The sequence below is a fragment of the Bacteroides stercorirosoris genome (assembly GCF_900142015.1).
GTDB lineage: Bacteria > Bacteroidota > Bacteroidia > Bacteroidales > Bacteroidaceae > Bacteroides > Bacteroides stercorirosoris.
On the sequence record NZ_FQZN01000002.1, the window covers coordinates 311,347 to 334,554 of the forward strand.

Sequence of the window (23,208 nt, forward strand, 5' to 3'; positions counted from 1 at the left end):
AATGCTGTTTTTTTAATAAAAAACCTTTCAGGAGGATATAAAAAGAGCGAGGAGTACGTTTCGGGACGTACTCCTCGCTCCATAAAGTCTAGTTAAAATGCTTTCTTACTTCTTTAGGGTATACCCCATCATTAACATCTCGTTCCGACCTACTTCGGCGAGAATGTTTCTCCATGTTTTAAAAATCTTTTTTTTCATAACCTTAAAAATTAAACTAATACCTAAAAACTAAAATCTAAATACACACAATAAAAAAGGGGTTTAATAAATCGTTGAGTAACCCCAAACATGCTTATCAGCCTCGCTGATGTGCTTAAAAATTTTCTTTAACATCTTCATTTTGTTATCCTCCTTAAAAAAACTTGTTATCCTATTGATTATATGTTTTACAACACAAAAATAAGACCTTTGTTCAAGACAACAAGTGATAATAGACGAAAAAGCATGTTATATAACATATTTCTTGATCTATATCAAAAATAAGAAGATCAGACAAGGGGTATAAGAAGAAAGAATGGCAGGAAACGGTAAGAATGGCAAGGTAAGAGACAAGGTGGCAGAAAAAGAGTGAGGCCATCTCCCTCCGGGGACAGCCTCACACAACAACATTTTACTTTTCACGATGGTGAAAAAAAGGACTATTCTTCACAGAGTAGTTTTCTCTTTTATAATAGCGTCATGAATTTGAGTCCATCAAACAAAGACGCCATCCGCCTAAATAATTGACAGGTTTAAAATACCAGTTATTGACGGCTTCCGGCGTTGTGCCATCGGCCTCCCTCATTACTATAGTACACTTCACCTCATTCATTAAGGCCGTTTCAAACTTTATATTGTTTATACGATAACTCAACACTGGAATCTGCCTCAGCATACAGACAACATTATTCATTTCTTCATTGCTGAGTTGAAGAGGTTCATTCCACGCATCTTCAGGATCAAGCCTATAAAGCATTACAACAGCCTGCTCGTATTGTTTGTTTTGCACACAAGTCATAAACCTATCCACTAATTCTTTTACGGCTAGAGTATCTTCCCGAACTAATCCACTAACAAAATCATTCGATTGTTCTTCCGATAAATCCACTACAGCCTGCTTTTTATCCGCTGACTGGCAAGATAAAAGGTTAAAAAGAGCGGCAAGTACAAAAACAAAAATCAGTTGTTTCATTTTCTATTATTGAAAAGTATAAAGAAGTAAGGGTAGGCAAGTACCCTTACTCCTATTTATGGATCGGATTACTCCGAATTAGTTAGCTACTGTTGCAGCGATTTTACAGATTACATATACGCGGATTGTACCCCAATCGTACTCAACATCAAACGGAACCTTAATCTGGAAATCACCTACAGTTGTATTATTGTTCTCATATACCAGTTCGCCGAAGTAATGAGCAATAGTACCCTTACCATTCTGAATTTCAGTCTCTGTAGGTTCAACAAAATTGAACTTTATCTTCTTGCTTGCAGCACTCAACAAATCTTTAAAATCACCAGAAGTAGAGTTCATATCAGTTCTGATTTGATCTTCCAGGCAAGAGATAGACTTAATACCATAATATTTATAGTAGTTTTCTCCCTTAGTAACCGCAGTATTATCAAAGTTATGATCACGCCAATCTGTGAAAGTCAATTTCAACATTGCTTTAGAGCCACCTGTTTCACCATCCAAGAAATTAGTTTCATGAGGATCAGCTACACTAACAGGACGCAAGAACTTCGCAAAGAATGTATTGTTAGACAAAGTAAACGGAACATAGTCACAATTAGCTGCATTAATCTGAATCTTAGCAGTAAAGGTTTGCTTATCTGCCAATTCATTGTGGTCTGCATAGTTCAAAATATCCTTAGCCCACTCATTGGTTGCGTTATCCGCATTATATTCTAATACAGAACCGTTGATAGTTACAACAGGATATTTAACAAGAGTAGCACCTACCTTATTTGCATACAAAGTCTTTCCATTATTCCCTACCGTAATATCATATTTCTGACCGGAATTACCTGTAACCGGAGTCAAAGCAGTTCCTTGCGGATCAACGAAAGTGAATGTTTTAGCCAACTTAGCATCTGTAAATGCAGTATAAACAGCATCAATGCCAGTAACTGTCACATCGTTACCCATAAATGTATTCAAGATGTCAGATTTGAATTCATCGTCTGCACCAGCCTGTCCCACTGTTTCAACATTAGCATGAATATCACTATAGCCCGTTCCTGCTTTCGGATCATTTTTAGCATACCAATAAGCTCTATTCTTATCAGCATCAGCTACTGTACCAGCAGGCGTTACATTACGCTTTGACGGAGTCCAATTCAATGTCACATATACATATTGATTAATGCCCTTAACAGCATCGATAACCTTAGTATAACGGACGATGGCCTTCATGCTTTCCTTATTCTTAAATACTTGGTAAGCCTGATTATTCTTAACCACCCATTTCAATATCTGAGTTTCGTTGCCACCATCATCTTGAATAGACTGAGATACAACACCATACTTAGTTGTCACAGCCTTAGAAGTAGCCAAAATACCATCATATTGAGTAGCATCATTCACGCCACCATCCAATGTGAAGTTATCATGGAAGTCTTCTTTAGAAATACCTTGTTTTTCGAGCTGTGCAATAATTTGTTCCTCAAACTGATGCCAAGTAAGTTTCAGTTCTTTTTTATCTTCTGTACAATTTACAGTATAGACATCAGCGAAGTCAAAGTTTGGAGTCAATACAACATCACTTTCTGTAATAGTATCAACGATCTTGAACTTCAAATAACCCACTGCTGCAATCTTATTACTCTTAATGTCAGTCAACGTAATACGAACCAACGGTTCACGGCCCTTCTCAGCCTTGTTCTGTTCTGCACCAAATCCTTGTTGCAAACCATCTTTCGGCATTTGCGGTCTAAAGATAGCATCCTTCAAGGCTGCATGAGCACTTTCAGAGGTTTTATTATCACCTACATGATAACCAACCAGTTCATAAGAATACTTAAATCCATAACCTTCAGATGTCTTATCGAAAGCATACTTATCCAGTTTCTTGTGATCATCCTTAGACGGATCTTCCGGATCAACTATTTCATCGAAATGAGTATTGATAAGTTTAGACAAGTCTTCACCTTCACTATTCCAACTAATTTCATAAGTAGCCGCAGCATTTATAGCCTCAGCCGCAGTCTTATACAAATGTACCGTTTCTTTTTGCTCGAATGGTTGGCTTAAAGCCAATACCAGATTATGAGCATTCACCGCTTTTATAGCAGCATAATCAGAAGTAATGATTGTATCTTGTTTACCATTATTATAATGAGCTTCCAAGGCCAGTACCGTTACTTTACCATCCTGCTCAATATCCTTAACAGTACCATTCACCAAGTGAGAATTTACAGTCAAAATCCCCTTGTCTCCCTGAAAGTTGTCAACAACAGCTTCTACTACACCATTTGCTCTTGTTTTATAGTCTTTATCAGCAGAAATATAAGTCAGTTTAGTAATCTTTTTCCAATCTGCAACAGAAGGATTCATATGATATTCAGCTACCAAACCTGGAGTCATAGAAGTAGTGGTTCCTACTTTAGGAGCATCAGTTTTAAAGTCACCGTCTGCATTAATCTTACCAACAGTCAAGATGTTATAATTATAGGAATAAGCCCCCATAGCTTCAATACCCTGATAGTAAAAAGCCGGCTTAAAGACTAAACTATTCAAACGAGTAGAAAGTACACCTAACAAAGTATTCAACTGGTCACTTACTTCCTTTTGCATTTCCTCATTAGCTTTCTTCAGAAGATTTTCAATTTCTTCTTTAGAACCTAAATTGGCTAACTCTTTCTTCATAGCGTCCAACTGTCCCTGAAGAGAGTCAAACTCCTTCCCTGTAGCCTCTTCAAACTTCTTCAAAGCATCAATCTGAACCTGCAATGCCTGATCAGCTTTTGCCCGTGCCTCTACTTCTGCATTCAAATCAACACCTAGACCTTTCAAGTCTTCTTTCATTGTATTCAAGTCACTCTGAATACCATCTATTTTACCAGAAAGAACAGAAAGCTCCTCATCCGTTGCTACATTTTTCATTAACTCATCAATGTAAGCTTTAGCTTCTTTGATAGCCTCAGCTTTCGCATCGTTTGCAGCTTTTTCAGCAAGCGCTTTAGCTGCTGCTGCTTCAGCAACAGCCTTGTCTGCTTCTGTCTTAGCAGCATCAGCGGCAGCCTTTGCGGCATCTGCTGCAACTTGAGCTGCGTCAGCATCAGCTTGTACATCAGATAAAGCTTTTTCTAAGCTTGTCTTCTGCGCGCTAAGTTCAGTGTTCAGATCTGTGTACTTTTGCTCAAGACCGTCGATATCATCGTCATAGTCCTTGCAAGACGTAAATACACCTGTAGAAACCATCATCAAGGCTCCAAACAGGGCTACACTCAAATACTTCTTGTTCATAATAAAAAACTTTAAATTTATAAATTTAAAAAAATAAAGAATAATAATAGTCTAATAAATCATCCTCATCCCCATCTCTACCGTTACTTTATAGGTAACGGCACAAGCTACTACAACGCATATTTCACGCAAAAAAGGCATAAAACAGGCATTATCGACAGCCAAAGAATATATTCAACAACAGAAAAGCATACCATTTGGCATGCTTGTAAAAATAGATACATCATATTTTTAAAAACGAAGTATCCTAGAAAGTTTTCATTTCAGAAGAAAAAGCTATTATACTGTAATACTGAACGATAAATATGAAAGAGGGCAATTAAAGAAGAGAAAAGAATAACTGCCTGAAAAATCATTTCAGGAAAGATTCCAACCATTCGTAGATTCATTTCTACGAAAAGTCAGTGATTTCTAACTAAAATCAAATAATACTCATTCCAATCATTTAGAGCACAGAAGCATACCCTTTCACAAAAGAGATTACCTCCTGATTGGCTTCATCTATTTTCTGATTTTGAAAAGGCTTCAGATAAGTTTCCGTAACCTTAATGGATGAGTGTCCCATAGCTTCTGATATGATACCCGGGTGTATTTCACAATAATAGGCCATCGTTGCCCAAGTATGCCGAACGGTATAGGTACTCAAATGAGCATGGCTTCTCACATACTTCTTCAATATGGACAAACGATGATTAAAAGCCCTCAATGCCGATTGATATTCATGATAAGCCATCTCAGTTCCCTCCGGACTGGACAAAAAGGAGAATAGATAGGGAGAATCCATATCTTTATTAGCCACTAATTGCACTAACCTCAAAGCATCAGGAGTAAGCATCACAGTCAACGGCCTACCGGTCTTCCGCCTCCGATACCTCAGAATGTTACCTTGAATATCCGTCTTACGCAAATATACTAAATCTACAAATGGTATACCGCGTAGCAGAAACATAAGTGCAAATAAGATTTTAGTCTTTTGCAAATCTACAGGCAAGGTATTGTATACAGGCGTTTTCTCCGCTTCACAGAGCAAATTCCCTATGTCAGAAGCATCCAAAGCTCTTCTTTGATCCGCACTCACACTGGTATGCACATGTCTGAAAAGCCGTGGAACATACAAAGCATAACCATTATCCACTGCCCGGTTATAAGTTGCCCGAAGCACTTTCATATATGTAGAGATTGTATTCCAACTGCATCTCCGCTGGCGCAAATAGATTTCAAAGTTCTTCAGAAGGTTCGGAGTCAACTTGCCAAATGGTATATCCCTGTCATTATTAAATGCAGAGAAAGAATTCCGGGCACTCCGGTACACATGTGCAGTTCCCCATTGACCGTTAGCACGAAGCTCTTGAATAGTCGAGGATAGCATATCCAATAATAATTTTTGTTTCATGATAAATTGTTTTTTGAGTACAATTACTCTTTTTTTAATGAATTACAGAAAAAAAAACAGCTTTATTTGCACATTTATGGAAAAACAGTTATGTTTGCACCATATTTTGTGCCGTTACCTATAAAGTAACGGCATTTTTTTTAATAAAAATATAAAATAAAAAAGGCGGAGAGAATGTTAAGCATCCTCTCCGCCTTTTATATAAAAAAAGACTTATTTACTTTTCAGGTGTCTGTTCCAACGTAGCAACCAGGAAGTCATAGAACTTAGAGACGGTCGGAATCAGAGCCCGTTCATCCGGCGAGTGCGGAGAACGCAGTGTAGGTCCGAAGGATATCATATCCAATCCCGGACAATTGGCGCCAATGATACCACATTCCAAGCCGGCATGAATAACTTTCACAGCAGGTTCTACTCCGAATTGTTGTTGATAGGAAAGCTTCATGGCATGCAGAATAGGTGAATCCACATTAGGTTGCCAACCGGAATAACCTCCGCTCAACTCCACTTTCATACCTGCCATGGCAAAACAAGCGGTCAGGCTGTCAGCCAAAAATTCCTTCATTGTGTCACAAGAACTGCGAGCCAGAATACGAACCTCCGCCTTACCTTCTCCAATAATAACAATAGCCAGATTAGAAGACGTTTCCACCGTATCGGGCACAGTTGGAATCATACGCATCACACCGTCCTGACAAGCCATCAGCACACTAATCATATTATCCTGAATTTCCATCGGTACAATATGAGCCGGAAGCTCAACCGGCTCTATAGTCAATGTGATACCACTTTCAATAGGAGTATATTCCGCATTGATTTGCGCTTCATATTCCTTAATATAGTCTTCCAGTCCTTCCGTATCTTCAGGATTGAACACTAATACGGCATGTGCTTCACGAGGAATGGCATTACGCATGTTGCCACCTTCGAAACTTGCTAACTGGGAATCAAATTCAACCAGTACATCATGTACCACACGAGTCAACAACTTATTGGCATTTCCACGTCCTTGATTGATTTCCAAACCGGAATGACCACCACGCAAGCCCTTTAATGTAATCTTACGGGCTACGAAATCAGCCGGCACTGCCTCTTCCTGATATTCCAACGTAGCCGTCAGGTCGATACCCCCGGCACAACCTATATACAGTTCGCCTTCATCTTCTGAGTCAAGATTCAGCAGGATTTCACCTTTCAATGTTCCCGGCTTCAAGCCAAAAGCACCGTACATACCAGTTTCCTCATCCTTCGTAATTAATGCTTCCAATGGTCCATGCTTCAGATTATTATCTTCCAGCACTGCCATGATGGCGGCAACGCCCAGACCATTGTCCGCACCCAGCGTTGTTCCTTTAGCTTTCACCCAATCGCCATCGATGTAGGTTTCAATAGGATCTTTTGTAAAATCGTGAACAGTATCATTGTTCTTCTGGGGCACCATATCCATGTGTGCCTGAAGAATGACGCCTTTGCGGTTTTCCATACCCGGAGTGGCGGCTTTACGGATAATAACATTGCCTACTTCATCGACAAATGATTCCAAGCCCAAGCCTTTTCCAAAGTTTACAAGGAACTCTGTTATTTTCTCCATGTGTCCCGACGGACGGGGAATTTGAGTCAGCGAATAGAAATGCTTCCACACATTCTGTGGAGCTAATTGCAAGATTGTACTCATAACGTTTAAAAAGTTAGTTTTCGCAAATATACATTTTTATTCTTAAACCATGCAATAAACGGTTACGATTTTAGTATTACTACAAAAAGTGATGAGATATAGTGATCCTGGCATTATATCATAAAGAGATGCGACTTTCAAAATAAATAGAACTTCTTCTTCAATTTACACTACCGCTCATGAATTCTGCTTCACACGGTTCACCAGCGAAAGGTGCAGCCATCCATAAAGCCCCAGCACAATAACCAGTAACGTCTGTATGCCATGCACAATCAAAGCAAAAACTCCCGCATCGGTAGCATTGACCCCGTATAACATCATCATCGTGATGACGGCAAAGTGCCAGGATCCCGCCCCGTTGGGGGTAGGGACAATCACCGCAAAGGTTCCGCCTACGAACATAACCAATCCGGCCAAAAAGCTAAGATGCCCGGTAAAAGAAAAGCAATAGAAAGTAATATAGAAGTGATAGAAATAGCATATCCAGATAAGTAATGTATAAAGAATGAAAAGCGGGATATTCTTCACCCCCTTCAATGACATCACACCTTCCCACACATTGAGCACCACCCCCTTCACTTTCTCGAAGAAAGAAAGCATACGCAAAAGGAAATAGAGCAACACCAATACTCCTATCACACAGAAAAGTACAACATAGAACCAGGGAGACGTCACCAAATGCAGCAACGAAGGAATTTTCGTCCCCGTCTCTTCAAAAAAACGCAGGAAAACGGGCATCTGCATCAAAAAAGTAACTCCTGTAATCAAAAGAATGGTAAGCGTATCTATCAAACGTTCCGTCACCACCGTACCAAGCGATTTGGCAAAAGACACATCATCATATTTGGCAAGTACCCCACAACGGGAAACTTCACCCACACGAGGCAAAACAAGATTAGCGGCATAAGAAACAAAGATAGCATCCACGCAATCACCCGTTTTCGGATAGGCACCCAATGGCGCAAGCGTTTGCTTCCAGCGCCAACCACGGAACACGTGGCTCATTACACCAAAAAACAATGAAAACAACATCCACCCCCAATTAGTGCCATGCAAAAGCACTTCCTTGGCACGTGTAAAGTCAAAATCCCGATACACCCAATAAAGAATAAAACCGCCCAAAGCGAGCGGCAAAAGGATTTTCAGTGTCTTTTTTAATAGTTTATTCATGCAGAATTCGTTATTCTTCGTCGAAAAGGATTACCTTTGCGAGCTGTAAAGATAGTGCAAACCGAGGGCAGTACAAAAGAAGCTTGCTTATTTTTAATGCCGAGGTGCAGCCTGTCTTCGCGGAGCAAAGATAGTGCAAAGATTGTTCAAAAGTAACGATTCAGTTGATAAATGAGATTAGTAAAGCCTAAAAAGTTTCTCGGCCAACACTTCCTGAAAGACCTGAAAGTGGCACAGGACATAGCCGACACCGTAGACGCATGTCCCGGACTCCCTATATTGGAAGTAGGTCCGGGTATGGGTGTATTAACCCAGTTTCTGGTAAAGAAAGAACGTCCGGTAAAGGTAGTGGAACTGGATTACGAATCCGTAGCCTATCTGCGCGAAGAATACCCGTCATTGGAAGACAACATCATCGAAGACGATTTTCTGAAAATGAACCTGCAACGCCTGTTCGGTGGACAGCCGTTTGTGCTGACAGGAAACTACCCTTATAACATATCCAGCCAGATTTTTTTCAAGATGCTGGATAACAAAGAACTGATACCTTGCTGCACCGGCATGATACAGAAGGAAGTAGCTGAACGTATCGCTGCCGGTCCCGGTAGCAAGACATATGGTATTTTAAGCATACTGATACAAGCATGGTATCGCGTGGAATACCTTTTCACCGTGCACGAACATGTGTTTAACCCACCGCCAAAGGTAAAAAGCGCCGTCATCCGCATGACACGAAACGAGACTAAAGACCTGGGCTGTGACGAAAAGCTGTTCAAGCAAGTAGTAAAAACCACTTTCAACCAACGACGCAAGACGCTGCGAAACTCGATAAAGCCGATACTCGGCAAAGACTGTCCGCTGACGGAAGATGCCGTGTTCAACAAAAGGCCGGAACAGCTGTCCGTACAGGAGTTTATCAACTTGACCAACCAAGTGGAACAGGCGTTAAAAGAGATTAGAGAAAAGAATGATGAAATAAATAAATGATGAGTCATCATTTTAATCAAGAGGAGGAAGATTATGGAGATGGACGAAACCTACATTGACAATGTCAAAAACCTCATTGAGCAGAAAGACGCAGAGAACGTCAAATCGCTCCTTATAGACCTGCATCCTGCGGATATTGCCGAACTCTGCAACGACCTGAGTCCGGAAGAGGCCCGTTTTGTATATCGCTTGCTGGACAATGAGACAGCGGCAGATGTATTGATGGAAATGGACGAAGACGTCCGTAAGGAATTCCTGGAGATACTCCCGTCAGAAACTATTGCCAAGCGCTTTGTGGACTATATGGACACAGACGACGCCGTAGATCTGATGCGTGAGTTGGATGAAGAGAAACAGGAGGAAATCCTCTCCCACATTGAAGACATCGAGCAAGCAGGAGACATCGTAGACCTGTTGAAGTACGACGAAGATACCGCCGGTGGCTTGATGGGTACGGAAATGGTGGTCGTGAACGAGAACTGGAGTATGCCGGAATGTCTGAAAGAAATGCGCCAGCAAGCTGAACAGTTGGACGAAATCTACTACGTCTATGTCATCGACGACGAGAACCGCCTGCAAGGTGTATTCCCGCTGAAGAAGATGATTACCTCCCCTTCCGTGTCAAAAGTGAAACACGTGATGCGGAAAGACCCGATTTCCGTACACGTAGATACGCCCGTTGAAGATGTGGTGCAGACCATTGAAAAATATGACCTTGTGGCCGTTCCCGTCATCGACAGCATCGGACGACTGGTGGGACAGATTACCGTAGACGACGTTATGGATGAAGTTCGTGAGCAATCGGAACGCGACTACCAGTTGGCATCCGGTTTGTCACAGGACGTAGAGACAGACGATAACGTGATGCGCCAGACCAGCGCACGCCTGCCGTGGCTCATCATCGGCATGCTGGGTGGTATCGGCAACTCCATGATCCTGGGAAACTTCGACGTAACCTTCGCCGCCCATCCCGAAATGGCGCTCTATATTCCGCTGATCGGTGGTACGGGTGGAAACGTCGGGACACAATCTTCGGCTATCATCGTGCAAGGCCTTGCCAACAATTCGCTGGATGCCAAAGATATTTTCAAGCAAATCACCAAAGAATCCGTAGTAGCCCTCATCAACGCTACCATCATTTCTTTAGTAGTATATATCTATAATTTTGTCCGGTTCGGCGCCACCGCCACCGTCACCTATTCCGTTTCCATCAGCCTGTTCGCCGTAGTGATGTTCGCATCCATCTTCGGCACACTGGTGCCTATGACATTGGAAAAGTTGAAGGTAGACCCTGCCATCGCTACCGGGCCGTTTATAGCGATTACCAACGACATTATAGGCATGATGTTGTACATGGGAATAACCGTGCTACTCGCCTAAATGAAGAAAAATGAAAAAAAACTGATGAAAAAAGTATGAAGTAATTGTTTTATTTCATTAATTTGTGACCTAATGTAACCCGAACGGGTAAAACCGTTTCTTAAAATGTATCTACAATGATGGACACTCATGACACTAATCTCCCCGAAAAGGCGGCAGAATTAGAAGAAGACAAGAAAGCAGCAGAGGTTTCCGAACCGGCTCTGACGGAAACTCCGGCTGAAGAAGCTACGCAGGAAGAGAAGCCGGCAGAAGAAACTGCACAGGAAGAAAAACTGGTAGAAGCTACGCAGGAAGAAAAAACGGTAGAAGCCACACAAAAACTAAGTAAGGAAGAAATCCTCGCCAAGTTAAAAGAAATCTCCGCAGAAGTGGAAAATGCCGGTAAACAAGAAATAGACAGCTTGAAACAAGCTTTCTATAAACTGCACAATGCCGAACAGGAAGCTGCAAAGAAGCTTTTCATCGAAAACGGGGGAGCAGCTGAGAACTTCGTTCCGACAGTGGACACTGTGGAAGAGGAGTTCAAGAATATCATGTCCGTCATTAAAGAAAAGAGAGGTGCATTGTCAGCCGAGCAGGAACAACAGAAAGAGCTGAACCTGCAAATCAAACTTTCCATAATCGAGGAACTGAAAGAACTGGTAGAGTCGCCCGATGATGCCAACAAATCCTACACCGAATTCAAGAAACTGCAACAGCAATGGAATGAAGTGAAGCTTATTCCGCAAGCTAAAGTCAACGAGCTTTGGAAGAGCTATCAACTCTATGTAGAGAAATTCTATGACCTGCTGAAGCTGAACAATGAATTCCGTGAATATGACTTCAAGAAAAACCTGGAAATAAAGACTCATCTTTGCGAAGCTGCCGAAAAACTGGCAGATGAACAGGATGTAGTATCAGCTTTCCACCAGTTGCAGAAGTTACACCAGGAATTCCGTGACACAGGTCCGGTAGCCAAAGAATTGCGTGACGAGGTATGGAACCGCTTTAAAGCAGCCTCCACTGCCGTAAACCGCCGTCACCAGCAGCATTTTGAATCACTGAAAGAAGTAGAGCAACACAATCTCGACCAGAAAACAGTGATTTGCGAAATCATCGAAGCCATCGACTACAACGAGTTGACCAACTTCGCCGCCTGGGACAACAAAACTCAGGAAATCATTGCCCTGCAAAACAAATGGAAAACCATAGGTTTTGCACCGCAGAAGATGAATGTGAAGATATTCGAACGTTTCCGCAAGGCTTGCGACGAGTTCTTCCGCAAGAAGGGTGAATTCTTCAAATCCCTGAAAGAGGGAATGAACGTCAACCTGGACAAGAAACGTGCGCTTTGCGAAAAGGCCGAAGCCTTGAAAGACAGCACCGATTGGAAAGCAACGGCTGACGAACTCACCAAACTTCAAAAAGAGTGGAAGACTATCGGCCCGGTAGCCAAGAAATACTCTGATGCAATATGGAAACGTTTCATTTCTGCTTGTGACTACTTCTTCGAACAAAAGAACAAGGCAACTTCTTCCCAACGTTCCATTGAAGTTGAAAACCTGAACAAGAAGAAAGAAATCATCGAGAAGCTTACCGCCATCGATGAAAACATGGATACTGACGAGGCCACCCAGTTGGTACGCGAATTGATGAAAGAATGGAACAGTATCGGCCATGTACCTTTCAAAGAGAAAGACCGTCTGTACAAGCAATATCACGGACAAGTGGATAAACTGTTCGACCATTTCAACATCAGCGCAGCCAACAAGAAGTTGAGCAACTTCAAATCGAACATCAGCAACATCCAGGAAGGCAGCCCGCAGGCTCTTTATCGTGAACGCGAGAAACTGGTTCGCGCGGCAGATGCCATGAGAAACGAGTTGCAGACGTACGAAAACAACCTCGGCTTCCTGACTACTTCTTCTAAGAAAGGTAACAGCCTGCTGACGGAACTGAATCGTAAAGTGGAAAAGCTGAAAGCCGACATCGAATTGGTAAAACAGAAGATTAAGGTTATCGACGAATCCATTCGCAGCGCCGAATAATTTTGATAGAAACAGAAATAGACTGTTTGTTTTTCAAACAGAAAGTTTATTGAAAAAGGCATAAAAAAAGCTGTCTCACGATTTATCCGGAGACAGCTTTTTTATTGTTTCCTATTTTTAATGATGGAACAGGCGAATACCCGTAAACACCATAGCAATGCCATATTTATCACAAGTTTCGATAACATTGTCATCACGTACGGAGCCTCCTGCCTGGGCAATATAATCCACACCTGTTTTATGCGCGCGCTCAATATTATCTCCAAACGGGAAGAAAGCATCTGAACCCAAAGAAACACCTTTCAGCGTATTCAGCCATGCACGCTTTTCTTCACGGGTCAGCACCTCCGGTTTCTCTGTAAAGAACTGTTGCCAAACACCGTCAGCCAATACATCTTCATGATCATCACTGATGTAAATATCAATCGTATTATCACGGTCGGCACGGCGGATTTTTTCAATCCACGGCAAGTTCAACACTTTCGGATGTTGGCGAAGATACCAGATATCCGCCTTATTTCCTGCCAGACGGGTACAGTGAATACGGCTCTGCTGCCCAGCCCCGATACCGATAGCCTGTCCGTCCTTCACATAACAAACGGAGTTCGACTGCGTATACTTCAGAGTAATCAATGCTATCATTAAATCACGCTTTGCAGCATCCGGAAAGTTCTTGTTTTGAGTGGGAATATTCGCAAACAGTTCATCGTTATTCAACTTAATTTCATTACGTCCTTGCTCAAAAGTAATTCCAAATACGTCTTTACGTTCAATCGGAGCAGGTTTGTAGCTCGGATCAATCTGAATCACATTATAGGTACCTTTACGCTTATTCTTCAGAATTTCAAGCGCCTTCTCTGTATACCCCGGAGCAATAACCCCATCCGACACTTCACGATTGATGAAACGGGCGGTTTCCTCGTCGCATACATCGCTCAAAGCGATAAAATCACCATAAGACGACATACGGTCGGCACCACGGGCACGTACATAGGCATTAGCCAACGGAGAAAGCGGCAGGTCATCCGCAAAATAAATCTTTTTCATTGTCTCGTCCAGTTCAAGACCGATAGCTGCACCGGCCGGACTGACATGTTTGAATGAAGTAGCTGCCGGCATACCGGTAGCCTCTTTCAGTTCTTTCACTAACTGCCATCCGTTCAGGGCATCCATAAAGTTGATGTATCCCGGACGTCCATTCAGGACTTCGATAGGCAGTTCCCCCTCCTGCATAAAAATGCGGGCCGGCTTCTGATTAGGGTTACAGCCGTACTTGAGTTCTAACTCTTTTGCCATAGTTTTAATTATTTTGAATAGAATTGCTACAAAATTACTGAAGAGGAATATAATCACTGATTATAAATCCATAATAATACAGACTTGGCTTCAACCTTAAGCAAAGCATCAATCTGCCGCATCGTTTCATCACAAATCACCGGACACCCCTGACTCATTCCCAACGGCAGATGTAAAGGATAAATCTCCGTCGCAGGCAAAGGGGTATACGAATGTAACACAACAATACGCTTAAAGGCATTATCATTGGTCGGTTCCAGTCCGTGCAATTTATAATGGACATTGATTCCCCATTTACTATAAGCGCGGATACCGATTTTGTATTTTCCTAAAGAAGAACATAGACTTCCCGGCACATTACTGAAGACGGGTTTAGAAGGAGTACTGTCTTTTCCGTAACCATGTGCGCAAAGACTTGCATATTTAATTGAGTCGCCCTTAAGATCCCAGACAAAGAAACGTCTCTTACCGGAGTGTATGCTGAAATCAACCAAGAAACAATAATTCGTATTGAAACCTTTACTAACACAATATGCTTTCGCTTCGCGCGCTTTCACTTTTAACCGCTGCTGTGTAGTAAGGCTCACCGATATGGTATCACTGCACTTCGCACAAAGCCCCTCTCCTAATCCGGCAAGCAGGATAAGTAGCACTAACAGAAAACGAATAGCTTCTTGCATAAACTTCACATTGTATCAGATATTAAAATCACTTGTGATAAAACATAAAACCCACTAAAACTTGCGATTTTAGTGGGTTTTTGACTTAAATAAGCCGTTGGATGGTTGGGCTACCTGGATTCGAACCAGGAATGACAGGACCAGAATCTGTAGTGTTACCATTACACCATAGCCCAATAACAGGTCGTTCCCGTTTTGCGGTTGCAAAGATACAAAGAATTTGATAATCCAAAACAAAATCCGCGATTTTTTTTCATAAAATCTTCTAAGATGCCGTATGCCAAAGGAATATATACCTAAAAAAAATCAAAAAATGAAAGAGTTTTCCCCTTTTAGGTGTTTGATATAAGAATTCACCGTATATTTGTCAACTATTTAATTTTAATAATAAGTAATGAACGAAACAAAGAAACTCATTCAACAAATCACCGAAGGTATACAAGATAAAAAAGGGAAAAAAATTGTTATAGCAGATCTTTCTAAAATTGGCGATACTATCTGCAACTATCTCGTCATTTGCCAGGGAAATTCTCCCAGCCAAGTGACCGCCATTGTGGAGTCCGTGAAGGAATTCACCCGCAAAGGCGCCAACAGTAAACCGTTTGCGATAGACGGGTTACGCAATGCCGAATGGGTAGCGATGGATTATTCCGATATACTGGTTCATGTGTTTCTACCCGAAACGAGAGAATTCTACAACCTGGAGCACCTCTGGGCTGACGCCAAATTAACCCAAATTCCTGATATTGATTAATAAGCCTTATGGACAATAATAACAATAACGCTAACAAAAAGCCCAATAAAGTTAATATGCCCAAGTTCAACCTGAACTGGTTGTATATGATCATAGCCATGATGCTTTTGGGACTGTGGTTCACTAACGAGAACACAACAAATACCAAAATCGTATCTTACGACGAATTTCAGCAATACGTACGTGACGGCTATATGAGCAAAATTATCGGCTACGATGATAACTCGGTAGAAGCCTACATCAAGCCGCAGTATGTGAAGAACGTATTCCAGGCTGACTCCAGCCGCGTGGGTAAGAACCCTATGATTGCCACTGAAGCTCCTTCACGTGAAAGTCTGGGTAACTTCCTGCAAAAAGAAAGAGACGAACAGCACTTCGACGGTTCTATCAATTACGAGAAGAAACGGAATTATTTCGGTGCTATCTTGTGGCAGATTCTGCCTATCGCTTTCCTGATCGGTTTCTGGATTTTCATGTCACGCCGCCTGAGTGGTGGTGGCGGTGCAGGCGGTGGCGGCATATTCAATGTCGGCAAATCGCGCGCCCAACTGTTTGAAAAAGGAACTCCCGTGAAAGTTACTTTCAAGGACGTTGCAGGACTCGCTGAAGCCAAACAGGAAGTAGAGGAAATCGTGGAATTCCTGAAAGAGCCGCAGAAATATACCGACCTGGGTGGTAAGATACCTAAAGGCGCATTGCTGGTAGGCCCTCCGGGAACCGGTAAGACCCTGCTCGCCAAAGCTGTAGCAGGCGAAGCTAACGTACCGTTCTTCTCACTGGCTGGTTCCGATTTCGTAGAAATGTTTGTCGGTGTAGGTGCATCACGTGTGCGCGACCTGTTCCGCCAAGCAAAGGAGAAAGCTCCGTGCATCGTATTTATTGATGAAATTGACGCCGTGGGCCGCGCCCGCGCCAAAGCCGCCGCAATGGGTGGTAATGACGAACGCGAAAATACGCTGAACCAGTTATTGACAGAAATGGACGGCTTCGGTTCCAATAGTGGTGTAATCATCCTGGCAGCTACCAACCGTGTAGACGTACTGGACAAAGCCTTATTGCGTGCCGGACGTTTCGACCGTCAGATTCATGTAGACTTGCCCGACCTTAACGAACGTAAAGAAGTATTCGGCGTACATCTTCGCCCTATCAAAATAGATAATACAGTGGATGTAGATTTATTGTCACGTCAGACTCCGGGTTTCTCCGGTGCTGATATAGCCAATGTCTGCAACGAGGCCGCACTGATTGCGGCACGCCACGGCAAAAAATTTGTAGGTAAACAAGATTTCCTCGATGCCGTAGACCGTATCGTAGGTGGCTTGGAAAAGAAGACCAAGATTACAACCGAAGCAGAACGTCGTTCCATCGCTATCCATGAAGCCGGACACGCTTCCATCTCCTGGTTGCTGGAATACGCCAACCCGCTGATTAAAGTAACCATCGTTCCACGCGGACGGGCATTGGGCGCTGCATGGTATCTGCCCGAAGAGCGTCAGATTACCACCAAAGAGCAGATGCTTGATGAAATGTGTGCCACACTGGGCGGACGTGCCGCCGAGGATTTATTTCTGGGACGTATCTCGACCGGTGCCATGAACGACCTTGAACGTGTTACCAAACAGGCTTACGGCATGATTGCTTATCTGGGTATGAGCGAGAAGTTGCCGAACCTATGTTATTATAATAACGAAGAGTACTCTTTCAACCGCCCGTACAGTGAAAAGACTGCCGAACTGATTGATGAGGAAGTGAAGAGCATGGTGAATGAACAGTACGAACGCGCCAAGCAAATCCTATCCGAACATAAGGAGGGGCACAACAAATTGGCACAGCTGTTGATAGATAAAGAGGTTATCTTCGCTGAGGATGTGGAAGAAATCTTCGGAAAACGGCCTTGGGCTTCCCGCTCGGAAGAGATCAGCGCCAATAAAATATCAGAGGACTTGAAAAAAGCCGAAGAAGAAACTGCCAAAGAAGCTGTGGAGAGCGAAAAAGAAGTAAAAGCGGAAGAAGAGAACAATGTTGAGGGCGGAAAAGAAACCGGTAATAGAAAGGTTTCTGCAGAAGGCACCAGAGTTTCCGTAGAACGACCAACAAAAGAATAAAGAATTTAAAACGGAACAACCGTGAAAAGCAATTTCTTACAACGCGCCATAACAGGTGTGTTATTCGTAGTAGTATTGGTGGGCTGTATCCTATACAGCCCCCTTTCATTCGGTATCCTGTTCACCATTATCGGTGCACTGAGCGTACACGAGTTCACCCACCTGATCAACCAAAATGGTGAAGTACAAATCAATAAGACGATTACAGCTTTGGGAGGCGCTTATCTCTTTTTAGCCGTAATGGGCTTCTGCCAGTCAACCATCGGAGCACAGGTATTCCTGCCCTATCTGGCATTACTGCTTTACCTGATGATTACGGAACTGTATCTGAAGAAGAAAAATCCTATCGGCAACTGGGCTTATTCCATGCTGAGCCAGCTGTATGTGGCATTGCCGTTTGCACTGCTCAATGTGCTGGCTTTCCAGTATAATCCGACAGAAAGCAGCGTAACCTACAACCCTATCCTACCATTATCCATCTTCGTATTTATCTGGCTGAGCGACACAGGTGCATACTGTGTAGGCTCACTGATTGGCAAACACCGCCTGTTCGAGCGCATATCTCCGAAGAAATCATGGGAAGGAAGCATTGGCGGCGGCATTTTCTCTATCGCTTCTTCATTTGTGTTCGCACATTATTTCCCGTTCCTATCTGTCCTGCAATGGGCAGGTCTGGCACTGGTGGTTGTCATCTTCGGAACTTGGGGAGATTTGACGGAATCATTAATGAAACGCCAACTGGGCATCAAGGATTCAGGACATATCCTGCCCGGACACGGCGGAATGCTCGACCGCTTCGACAGCGCTTTGATGGCAATTCCCGCCGCAGTAGTCTATCTCTATGTCCTGACACTGCTCTAAAAAGAAAAAGCCGGGGGAATTCACATTCACCCGGCCTCCAAACAAAACACTTTACTCTACTTCAATTGCATCTTTGAGAAATCTAAGTTAGAAGCTTTCTCTGTATTGTCTGATTGTTTATCAAAAGTTATTTCAACTTCATTGTTCACTTCTGAATTCAGTTTCAACTTGATACCTTTTGTTTCAGAAGTTATATTCAAATCTTTCAGATTGAAGGACACCAGTCCTGCCTCACGAATCCCGCTCAAATCATCATAGTCATTGTAACGAAGTTCCAGATGGATATATCCGTCGTCATCGGCTTCTTCATCCAAAGGCACTTCAGCATTCCCGGCACGCTGCACCAGACTGATACGATGCTTCATTTCCGGGTCTTTCGGCAAGTTCTGCATAAAGATAATATTCATATATCCTCCGGTGATAGTGATGTCACCTTTATAAATAAAGACCGGATCGTTACCATATTCTTCTTCATTCTCAGGTGTCAGCGTTTCTACGCCTTTCGTCAAGGCATGCCACATCTTCAGGATTTTCACCGCATGGTCATATTCCCCGTAATTATCATAAATAGGATTGAAAATAGTCACCATACGTTGTCCGTCTACCGGCTGATACCAGCCCAAATCAGTGTTGATAGGCCATAACGTTCCCCAAGTATCGCTGTTCAGATAAAAAGCATTCCCCGTTAAACGCACCGTAGCCCAGTTCGGATAAGAGAAATCACCGATTGAGTATCCGTCATCAAAATCATCACACGACTGTAAAGCAGGTAACACAGCCAAACACATCATTAAAAATAACCAATGTAATCTTTTCATAATCAAAGTCCTTTTGCTTGTTTCTTACTAATTATCGGTTTTACACCACTTTTATGTTCTGTCTATAAAATACGAAAGCCGGGCATATACTGCACCGGCTTCATACCTTTTAACTATTTTATCATCCTTTTGAAACTAAAAGGCTTTCATTATGTAAGTTTTTCACTTTTTCAACAGACGCACCATTTCTTGCGCCGCATGCTTCGGGGCGCCCGCATCACCCAGGCGAGATGCCATATACTCATATCCGTCAAGCATCTGCTGCCGATAGTCCTTATTATATAAAATACGTTCCAGTTCGGCACGAGCCTGTTCAACCGTCATCGTATCAGCAACCAATTCCTTCACCACTTCCCGGTCGGCTATAAGGTTTACTAAAGAAATATATTTCACCGTCAATATATGGCGACGCAGAAAAGAAATCACTTTTCCTATCGGTGTATGATAACAAACGGCTTGCGGCACGCGGAACAAAGCCGCCTCCAAAGTAGCAGTTCCCGAAGTTACCAATGCAGCCTCAGCCTGTTGCAGCAAACGGTAAGTCTGCCCGAACAGAATCTTCACCTTTGCACTGCCTGTATATTCCTGATAATAATCGGGAGAAATACCGGGTGCGCCCGCTAAAATCAATTGATACTCCGGAAAAGCAGATGCTGCACGAAGCATATCAGGCAGATTGTCTTTTATCTCCTGTTTCCGGCTACCGGCCAGCAAGGCGATAATCGGTTTAGATTCCAAGCCATTCTCACGTATAAAGTCCTCATACGTTTCGGGGTGTTCCGCACGGAAAGCAGTCACTTCATCTACTGTCGGATTACCTACATAATGTATCGGGTAGTGGTGTTTTCCTTCGAAGAATTCCACCTCGAACGGTAAAATAGAGAATAATTCATCAACATCCCGTTTGATATTCTTGATGCGGTATTCCTTCCAGGCCCATATCTTCGGAGAGATATAGTAATAGACGGGAATTTGTGTCCTGGCATGCAGGAATTTGGCTATATTCAGGTTGAAACCCGGATAATCCACCAGTATCACTACATCCGGTTGCCATGCCACGATGTCCTCTTTGCAACGTTTCATATTGGCAAAGATGGTGCGCAGATGCAAAAGCACCGGGATAAAGCCCATATATGCCAGTTCCTTATAGTGCTTCACCATCGTCCCGCCTACGGCAGCCATCAGGTCGCCCCCGAAAAAGCGGAATTCCGCCTGCGGGTCTTCAACCTTTAAAGCAGCCATCAGGTGAGATGCGTGCAAGTCACCGGAAGCTTCACCGACAATCAAGTAATACTTCATATCAATTGACAATTGATAATTGACAATTGACAATTCATTGTTAATAATTGGCTATACTTTCAATCTGCATAGTAATTGTCAACTTTCAATTGTCAATTGTCAATTGAGTTAGAACCAAGTTTTCAGTTCATCAATAAGTTCGTAAGCCGTTACATCGACCTTGGTAGGAGTGATAGCAATGTATCCGTTATCAAGCGCCCAATGGTCATTCTTTTCGTTATCCGGATCGGTATTCTGGAATTCGCCGGTCAGCCAATAGTAATGGGTATCTCCACGGTGTGCAAAGTTTTCCCATTCATTTGTCCACTGTCCTTTGGACTGCTCACAGATTCTCACGCCTTTCAGTTCCTGAGTATTGGGAAAGTTTACATTGAGACAGGTCAACGGCGGCAATCCTTTTTCCAAAACCTGACGGGCTATTTCGCGGATATAAGGGCCGGACGGTTCAAAGTCCGCATTCGGTTCATGACAGCAGAGGGAGAAACCGATGGAAGGTACACCTTTAAGACAACCTTCGATCACCACTCCCATCGTACCGGAATAGTGCACATTTACAGCAGAATTATCGCCGTGATTAATGCCGCCGACTATCAGGTCAGGTTTACGGTCAAGCACCGTGTGAAACGCAAGTTTGATACAGTCAACCGGAGTACCGGAACACTTATAAACAGTCAGTCCTACATCTTTGCGTACCAGTTGGTAATGGATTGGCTCTGTCACCGTCAGTGCGCTTGCATTTCCCGAACGGGGCGCATCGGGCGCCATTACCACAATCTCCCCCAACGGACGGAGGAATTTTATCAACTCACTAATACCTTTCGCAATGATGCCGTCATCATTAGAAATTAATATCAAAGGTCTCTGATTTTCCATATTCATCTTTATTTTCAGTGCAAAAGTAGGCAAAAATAAAGAAAGCACCTAATACAATACTTTGCTTTTGTTGTCCCAAAGTTTGCGTTTCATTCGATATATCGAATAAAAAGAATAAGTAAGTGTTCATAATTATTATGTGAACTAATTATAAATACTTACTTATATACAAATATAGGTTTCTTGTTTTGTATCCAACACAAACAGCTGCACACTATGGATGCCTAAAACTCGTCTTCTGCAAAATAAAACACAATGTTCCCGTCATAATCAATGAACCCATCGTATTTCTTCAGTTTCACATGGATGACTTTCTCCGTGCGATGCTTCACATCTATGCTTTCTCCCCAATCAGAGCTAAAGCGAAGCATTTTCCCTATAGGACTCAGCAGGAAAGGCAAAGAGGCTCCCGGGCTACCTGCCCAAGTGGAATAGCCATTGATGAACTCAATAGGTTCACCATTCCGCCTGGTCGGATCCAACATTTTATTTTCCAACTGTGGCCTGACTACATTAAAGTTCTCGTCGACAATATCCATATATCGTCTGTCCTTGAACTGTGCATAGGCATATCCCAAATAGAAGTTGCGAATATCCTCAAATTCCGGGCTTATCACCGTTCCGGTCTTGTCAATCATCACCACTCCGCCCTCTCTCTTTGCAACAGAGGCTTTTCCTTCACGGAACGGATAGGGCTCTTTGCTGAATTTAGCAGGAATCACCATCTTGCCCGATACGTCAATAAATCCCCACCGCCCGCCATTCTCGGTCACTTTCACAGCAGCCAGACCTTCGCTGAAGTCCTGTACCTTCAGGTAGATGGCCGGACAAATGATTTTGCCAGCCTTATCGAAAAAACCATAACGCCTTTTCTCCATATCATAGAAGGCCGCCAAGCCATTGGAGAAAGGACGCACCTCTTCCGGGCTTTGCGCGCCCACGGTCAACATCGTCTGGACAAGCGCCGGGAATACCTCACGGCCTTGCCTGTCAATGTAAGTACACTTGGAGTATCTGTCATTCACCGTCTTTACAATCAAGGCATAACCATCTTTGTTGAAAGGAGCAGAATCTATAATCCTCGCATTGAGTTTTATAGCCCGCCCTTGCTTATTAATGACGTACCAAGTCTCAGTGCGGCCCCACATGTCACGACCGGACTTGCATACCAGGCAAGCTCCACCTCCAAATTGAGGATAACCGAAACTTTTATAATCCCATTGGTAATCAATCACTTTATTCCCCTGCTCGTCTATAAATCCCCACAAACCGGTCTCGTCGTTCTTCACGGCAAGCAAACCATCATGAAAGGCATAGTTGGTGTCATACCTGTTTATTATCACTTTTTTGGCATTCTCCCCTATCCTGATAGGAGTAAACTGGGCGGCGGCAGGCAAAACCATGCCTACTGCCAAACACATTGTTATCAAATATTTTTTCATC

The 23,208-nt window shown here is 43.0% G+C and carries 17 protein-coding genes and 1 tRNA gene; 6 read left to right on the plus strand and 12 right to left on the minus strand.

What is annotated here, in order from left to right; all coding sequences use genetic code 11:
* Positions 1-676: 676 nt before the first annotated feature.
* From BUC01_RS02670 to BUC01_RS02690, 5 genes are all read right to left on the minus strand, one after another.
* Positions 677-1,171: a hypothetical protein gene (locus BUC01_RS02670; RefSeq protein WP_025831841.1), complete on the minus strand. Its 495-nt coding sequence runs from the start codon at positions 1,169-1,171 to the stop codon at positions 677-679.
* A gap of 78 nt (positions 1,172-1,249) precedes the next feature.
* Complete coding sequence (locus BUC01_RS02675) at positions 1,250-4,444, minus strand: coiled-coil domain-containing protein (protein WP_025831839.1); 3,195 nt, start codon at positions 4,442-4,444, stop codon at positions 1,250-1,252.
* A gap of 445 nt (positions 4,445-4,889) precedes the next feature.
* Entirely contained in the window at positions 4,890-5,837 is a 948-nt protein-coding gene (locus BUC01_RS02680) for a tyrosine-type recombinase/integrase (protein ID WP_073312636.1), read from the minus strand.
* A 217-nt stretch (positions 5,838-6,054) separates the two neighbouring features.
* On the minus strand, positions 6,055-7,512 hold the full coding sequence (locus BUC01_RS02685; protein ID WP_073312637.1) for an aminoacyl-histidine dipeptidase: 1,458 nt from the start codon (positions 7,510-7,512) through the stop codon (positions 6,055-6,057).
* A 177-nt stretch (positions 7,513-7,689) separates the two neighbouring features.
* On the minus strand, positions 7,690-8,682 hold the full coding sequence (locus tag BUC01_RS02690; RefSeq protein ID WP_025831837.1) for a lysylphosphatidylglycerol synthase transmembrane domain-containing protein: 993 nt from the start codon (positions 8,680-8,682) through the stop codon (positions 7,690-7,692).
* Positions 8,683-8,853: 171 nt separating this feature from the next.
* Between BUC01_RS02690 and rsmA the strand changes: the two genes are divergently transcribed.
* From rsmA to BUC01_RS02705, 3 genes are all read left to right on the plus strand, one after another.
* On the plus strand, positions 8,854-9,669 hold the full coding sequence (rsmA, locus tag BUC01_RS02695) for a 16S rRNA (adenine(1518)-N(6)/adenine(1519)-N(6))-dimethyltransferase RsmA (protein ID WP_025831835.1): 816 nt from the start codon (positions 8,854-8,856) through the stop codon (positions 9,667-9,669).
* A gap of 39 nt (positions 9,670-9,708) precedes the next feature.
* Positions 9,709-11,049 carry a magnesium transporter gene (gene mgtE, locus BUC01_RS02700; protein WP_025831833.1) on the plus strand — a complete coding sequence of 447 codons (1,341 nt, stop codon included), beginning with the start codon at positions 9,709-9,711 and terminating at the stop codon, positions 11,047-11,049.
* A gap of 116 nt (positions 11,050-11,165) precedes the next feature.
* Complete coding sequence (locus tag BUC01_RS02705; RefSeq protein WP_025831831.1) at positions 11,166-13,079, plus strand: DUF349 domain-containing protein; 1,914 nt, start codon at positions 11,166-11,168, stop codon at positions 13,077-13,079.
* 117 nt (positions 13,080-13,196) lie between these two features.
* Here BUC01_RS02705 and BUC01_RS02710 read toward each other — a convergent pair whose 3' ends face one another.
* The 3 genes from BUC01_RS02710 to BUC01_RS02720 all read right to left on the minus strand — a co-directional run bounded on the left by BUC01_RS02710 (position 13,197) and on the right by BUC01_RS02720 (position 15,231).
* Complete coding sequence (locus BUC01_RS02710; protein WP_073312638.1) at positions 13,197-14,375, minus strand: phosphoribosylaminoimidazolecarboxamide formyltransferase; 1,179 nt, start codon at positions 14,373-14,375, stop codon at positions 13,197-13,199.
* 53 nt (positions 14,376-14,428) lie between these two features.
* Complete coding sequence (locus tag BUC01_RS02715) at positions 14,429-15,055, minus strand: murein L,D-transpeptidase catalytic domain-containing protein (protein ID WP_081795793.1); 627 nt, start codon at positions 15,053-15,055, stop codon at positions 14,429-14,431.
* Positions 15,056-15,157: 102 nt separating this feature from the next.
* A tRNA-Gln gene (locus tag BUC01_RS02720) sits at positions 15,158-15,231 on the minus strand.
* Positions 15,232-15,449: 218 nt separating this feature from the next.
* Between BUC01_RS02720 and rsfS the strand changes: the two genes are divergently transcribed.
* The 3 genes from rsfS to BUC01_RS02735 are packed head-to-tail and all read left to right on the plus strand — an operon-like array spanning position 15,450 to position 18,775.
* Entirely contained in the window at positions 15,450-15,809 is a 360-nt protein-coding gene (rsfS, locus tag BUC01_RS02725; protein ID WP_025831827.1) for a ribosome silencing factor, read from the plus strand.
* 8 nt (positions 15,810-15,817) lie between these two features.
* Positions 15,818-17,914 carry an ATP-dependent zinc metalloprotease FtsH gene (gene ftsH, locus BUC01_RS02730; RefSeq protein WP_025831825.1) on the plus strand — a complete coding sequence of 699 codons (2,097 nt, stop codon included), beginning with the start codon at positions 15,818-15,820 and terminating at the stop codon, positions 17,912-17,914.
* Positions 17,915-17,935: 21 nt separating this feature from the next.
* A complete protein-coding gene (locus BUC01_RS02735; RefSeq protein WP_025831823.1) occupies positions 17,936-18,775 on the plus strand; it encodes a phosphatidate cytidylyltransferase in 840 nt (279 codons plus the stop codon).
* 56 nt (positions 18,776-18,831) lie between these two features.
* Here BUC01_RS02735 and BUC01_RS02740 read toward each other — a convergent pair whose 3' ends face one another.
* The 4 genes from BUC01_RS02740 to BUC01_RS02755 form a co-directional block, all read right to left on the minus strand.
* Positions 18,832-19,593, minus strand: a complete 762-nt coding sequence (locus BUC01_RS02740; RefSeq protein ID WP_025831822.1) for a NigD1/NigD2 family lipoprotein — start codon at positions 19,591-19,593, stop codon at positions 18,832-18,834.
* 162 nt (positions 19,594-19,755) lie between these two features.
* Entirely contained in the window at positions 19,756-20,892 is a 1,137-nt protein-coding gene (gene lpxB, locus BUC01_RS02745; protein WP_073312678.1) for a lipid-A-disaccharide synthase, read from the minus strand.
* Between the two features lie 108 nt (positions 20,893-21,000).
* Positions 21,001-21,765, minus strand: coding sequence for a 5'/3'-nucleotidase SurE (gene surE / locus BUC01_RS02750; RefSeq protein ID WP_025831821.1), 765 nt, complete (start codon positions 21,763-21,765; stop codon positions 21,001-21,003).
* A gap of 224 nt (positions 21,766-21,989) precedes the next feature.
* Positions 21,990-23,207 carry a WG repeat-containing protein gene (locus BUC01_RS02755; protein ID WP_083595426.1) on the minus strand — a complete coding sequence of 406 codons (1,218 nt, stop codon included), beginning with the start codon at positions 23,205-23,207 and terminating at the stop codon, positions 21,990-21,992.
* Position 23,208: the final 1 nt, after the last annotated feature.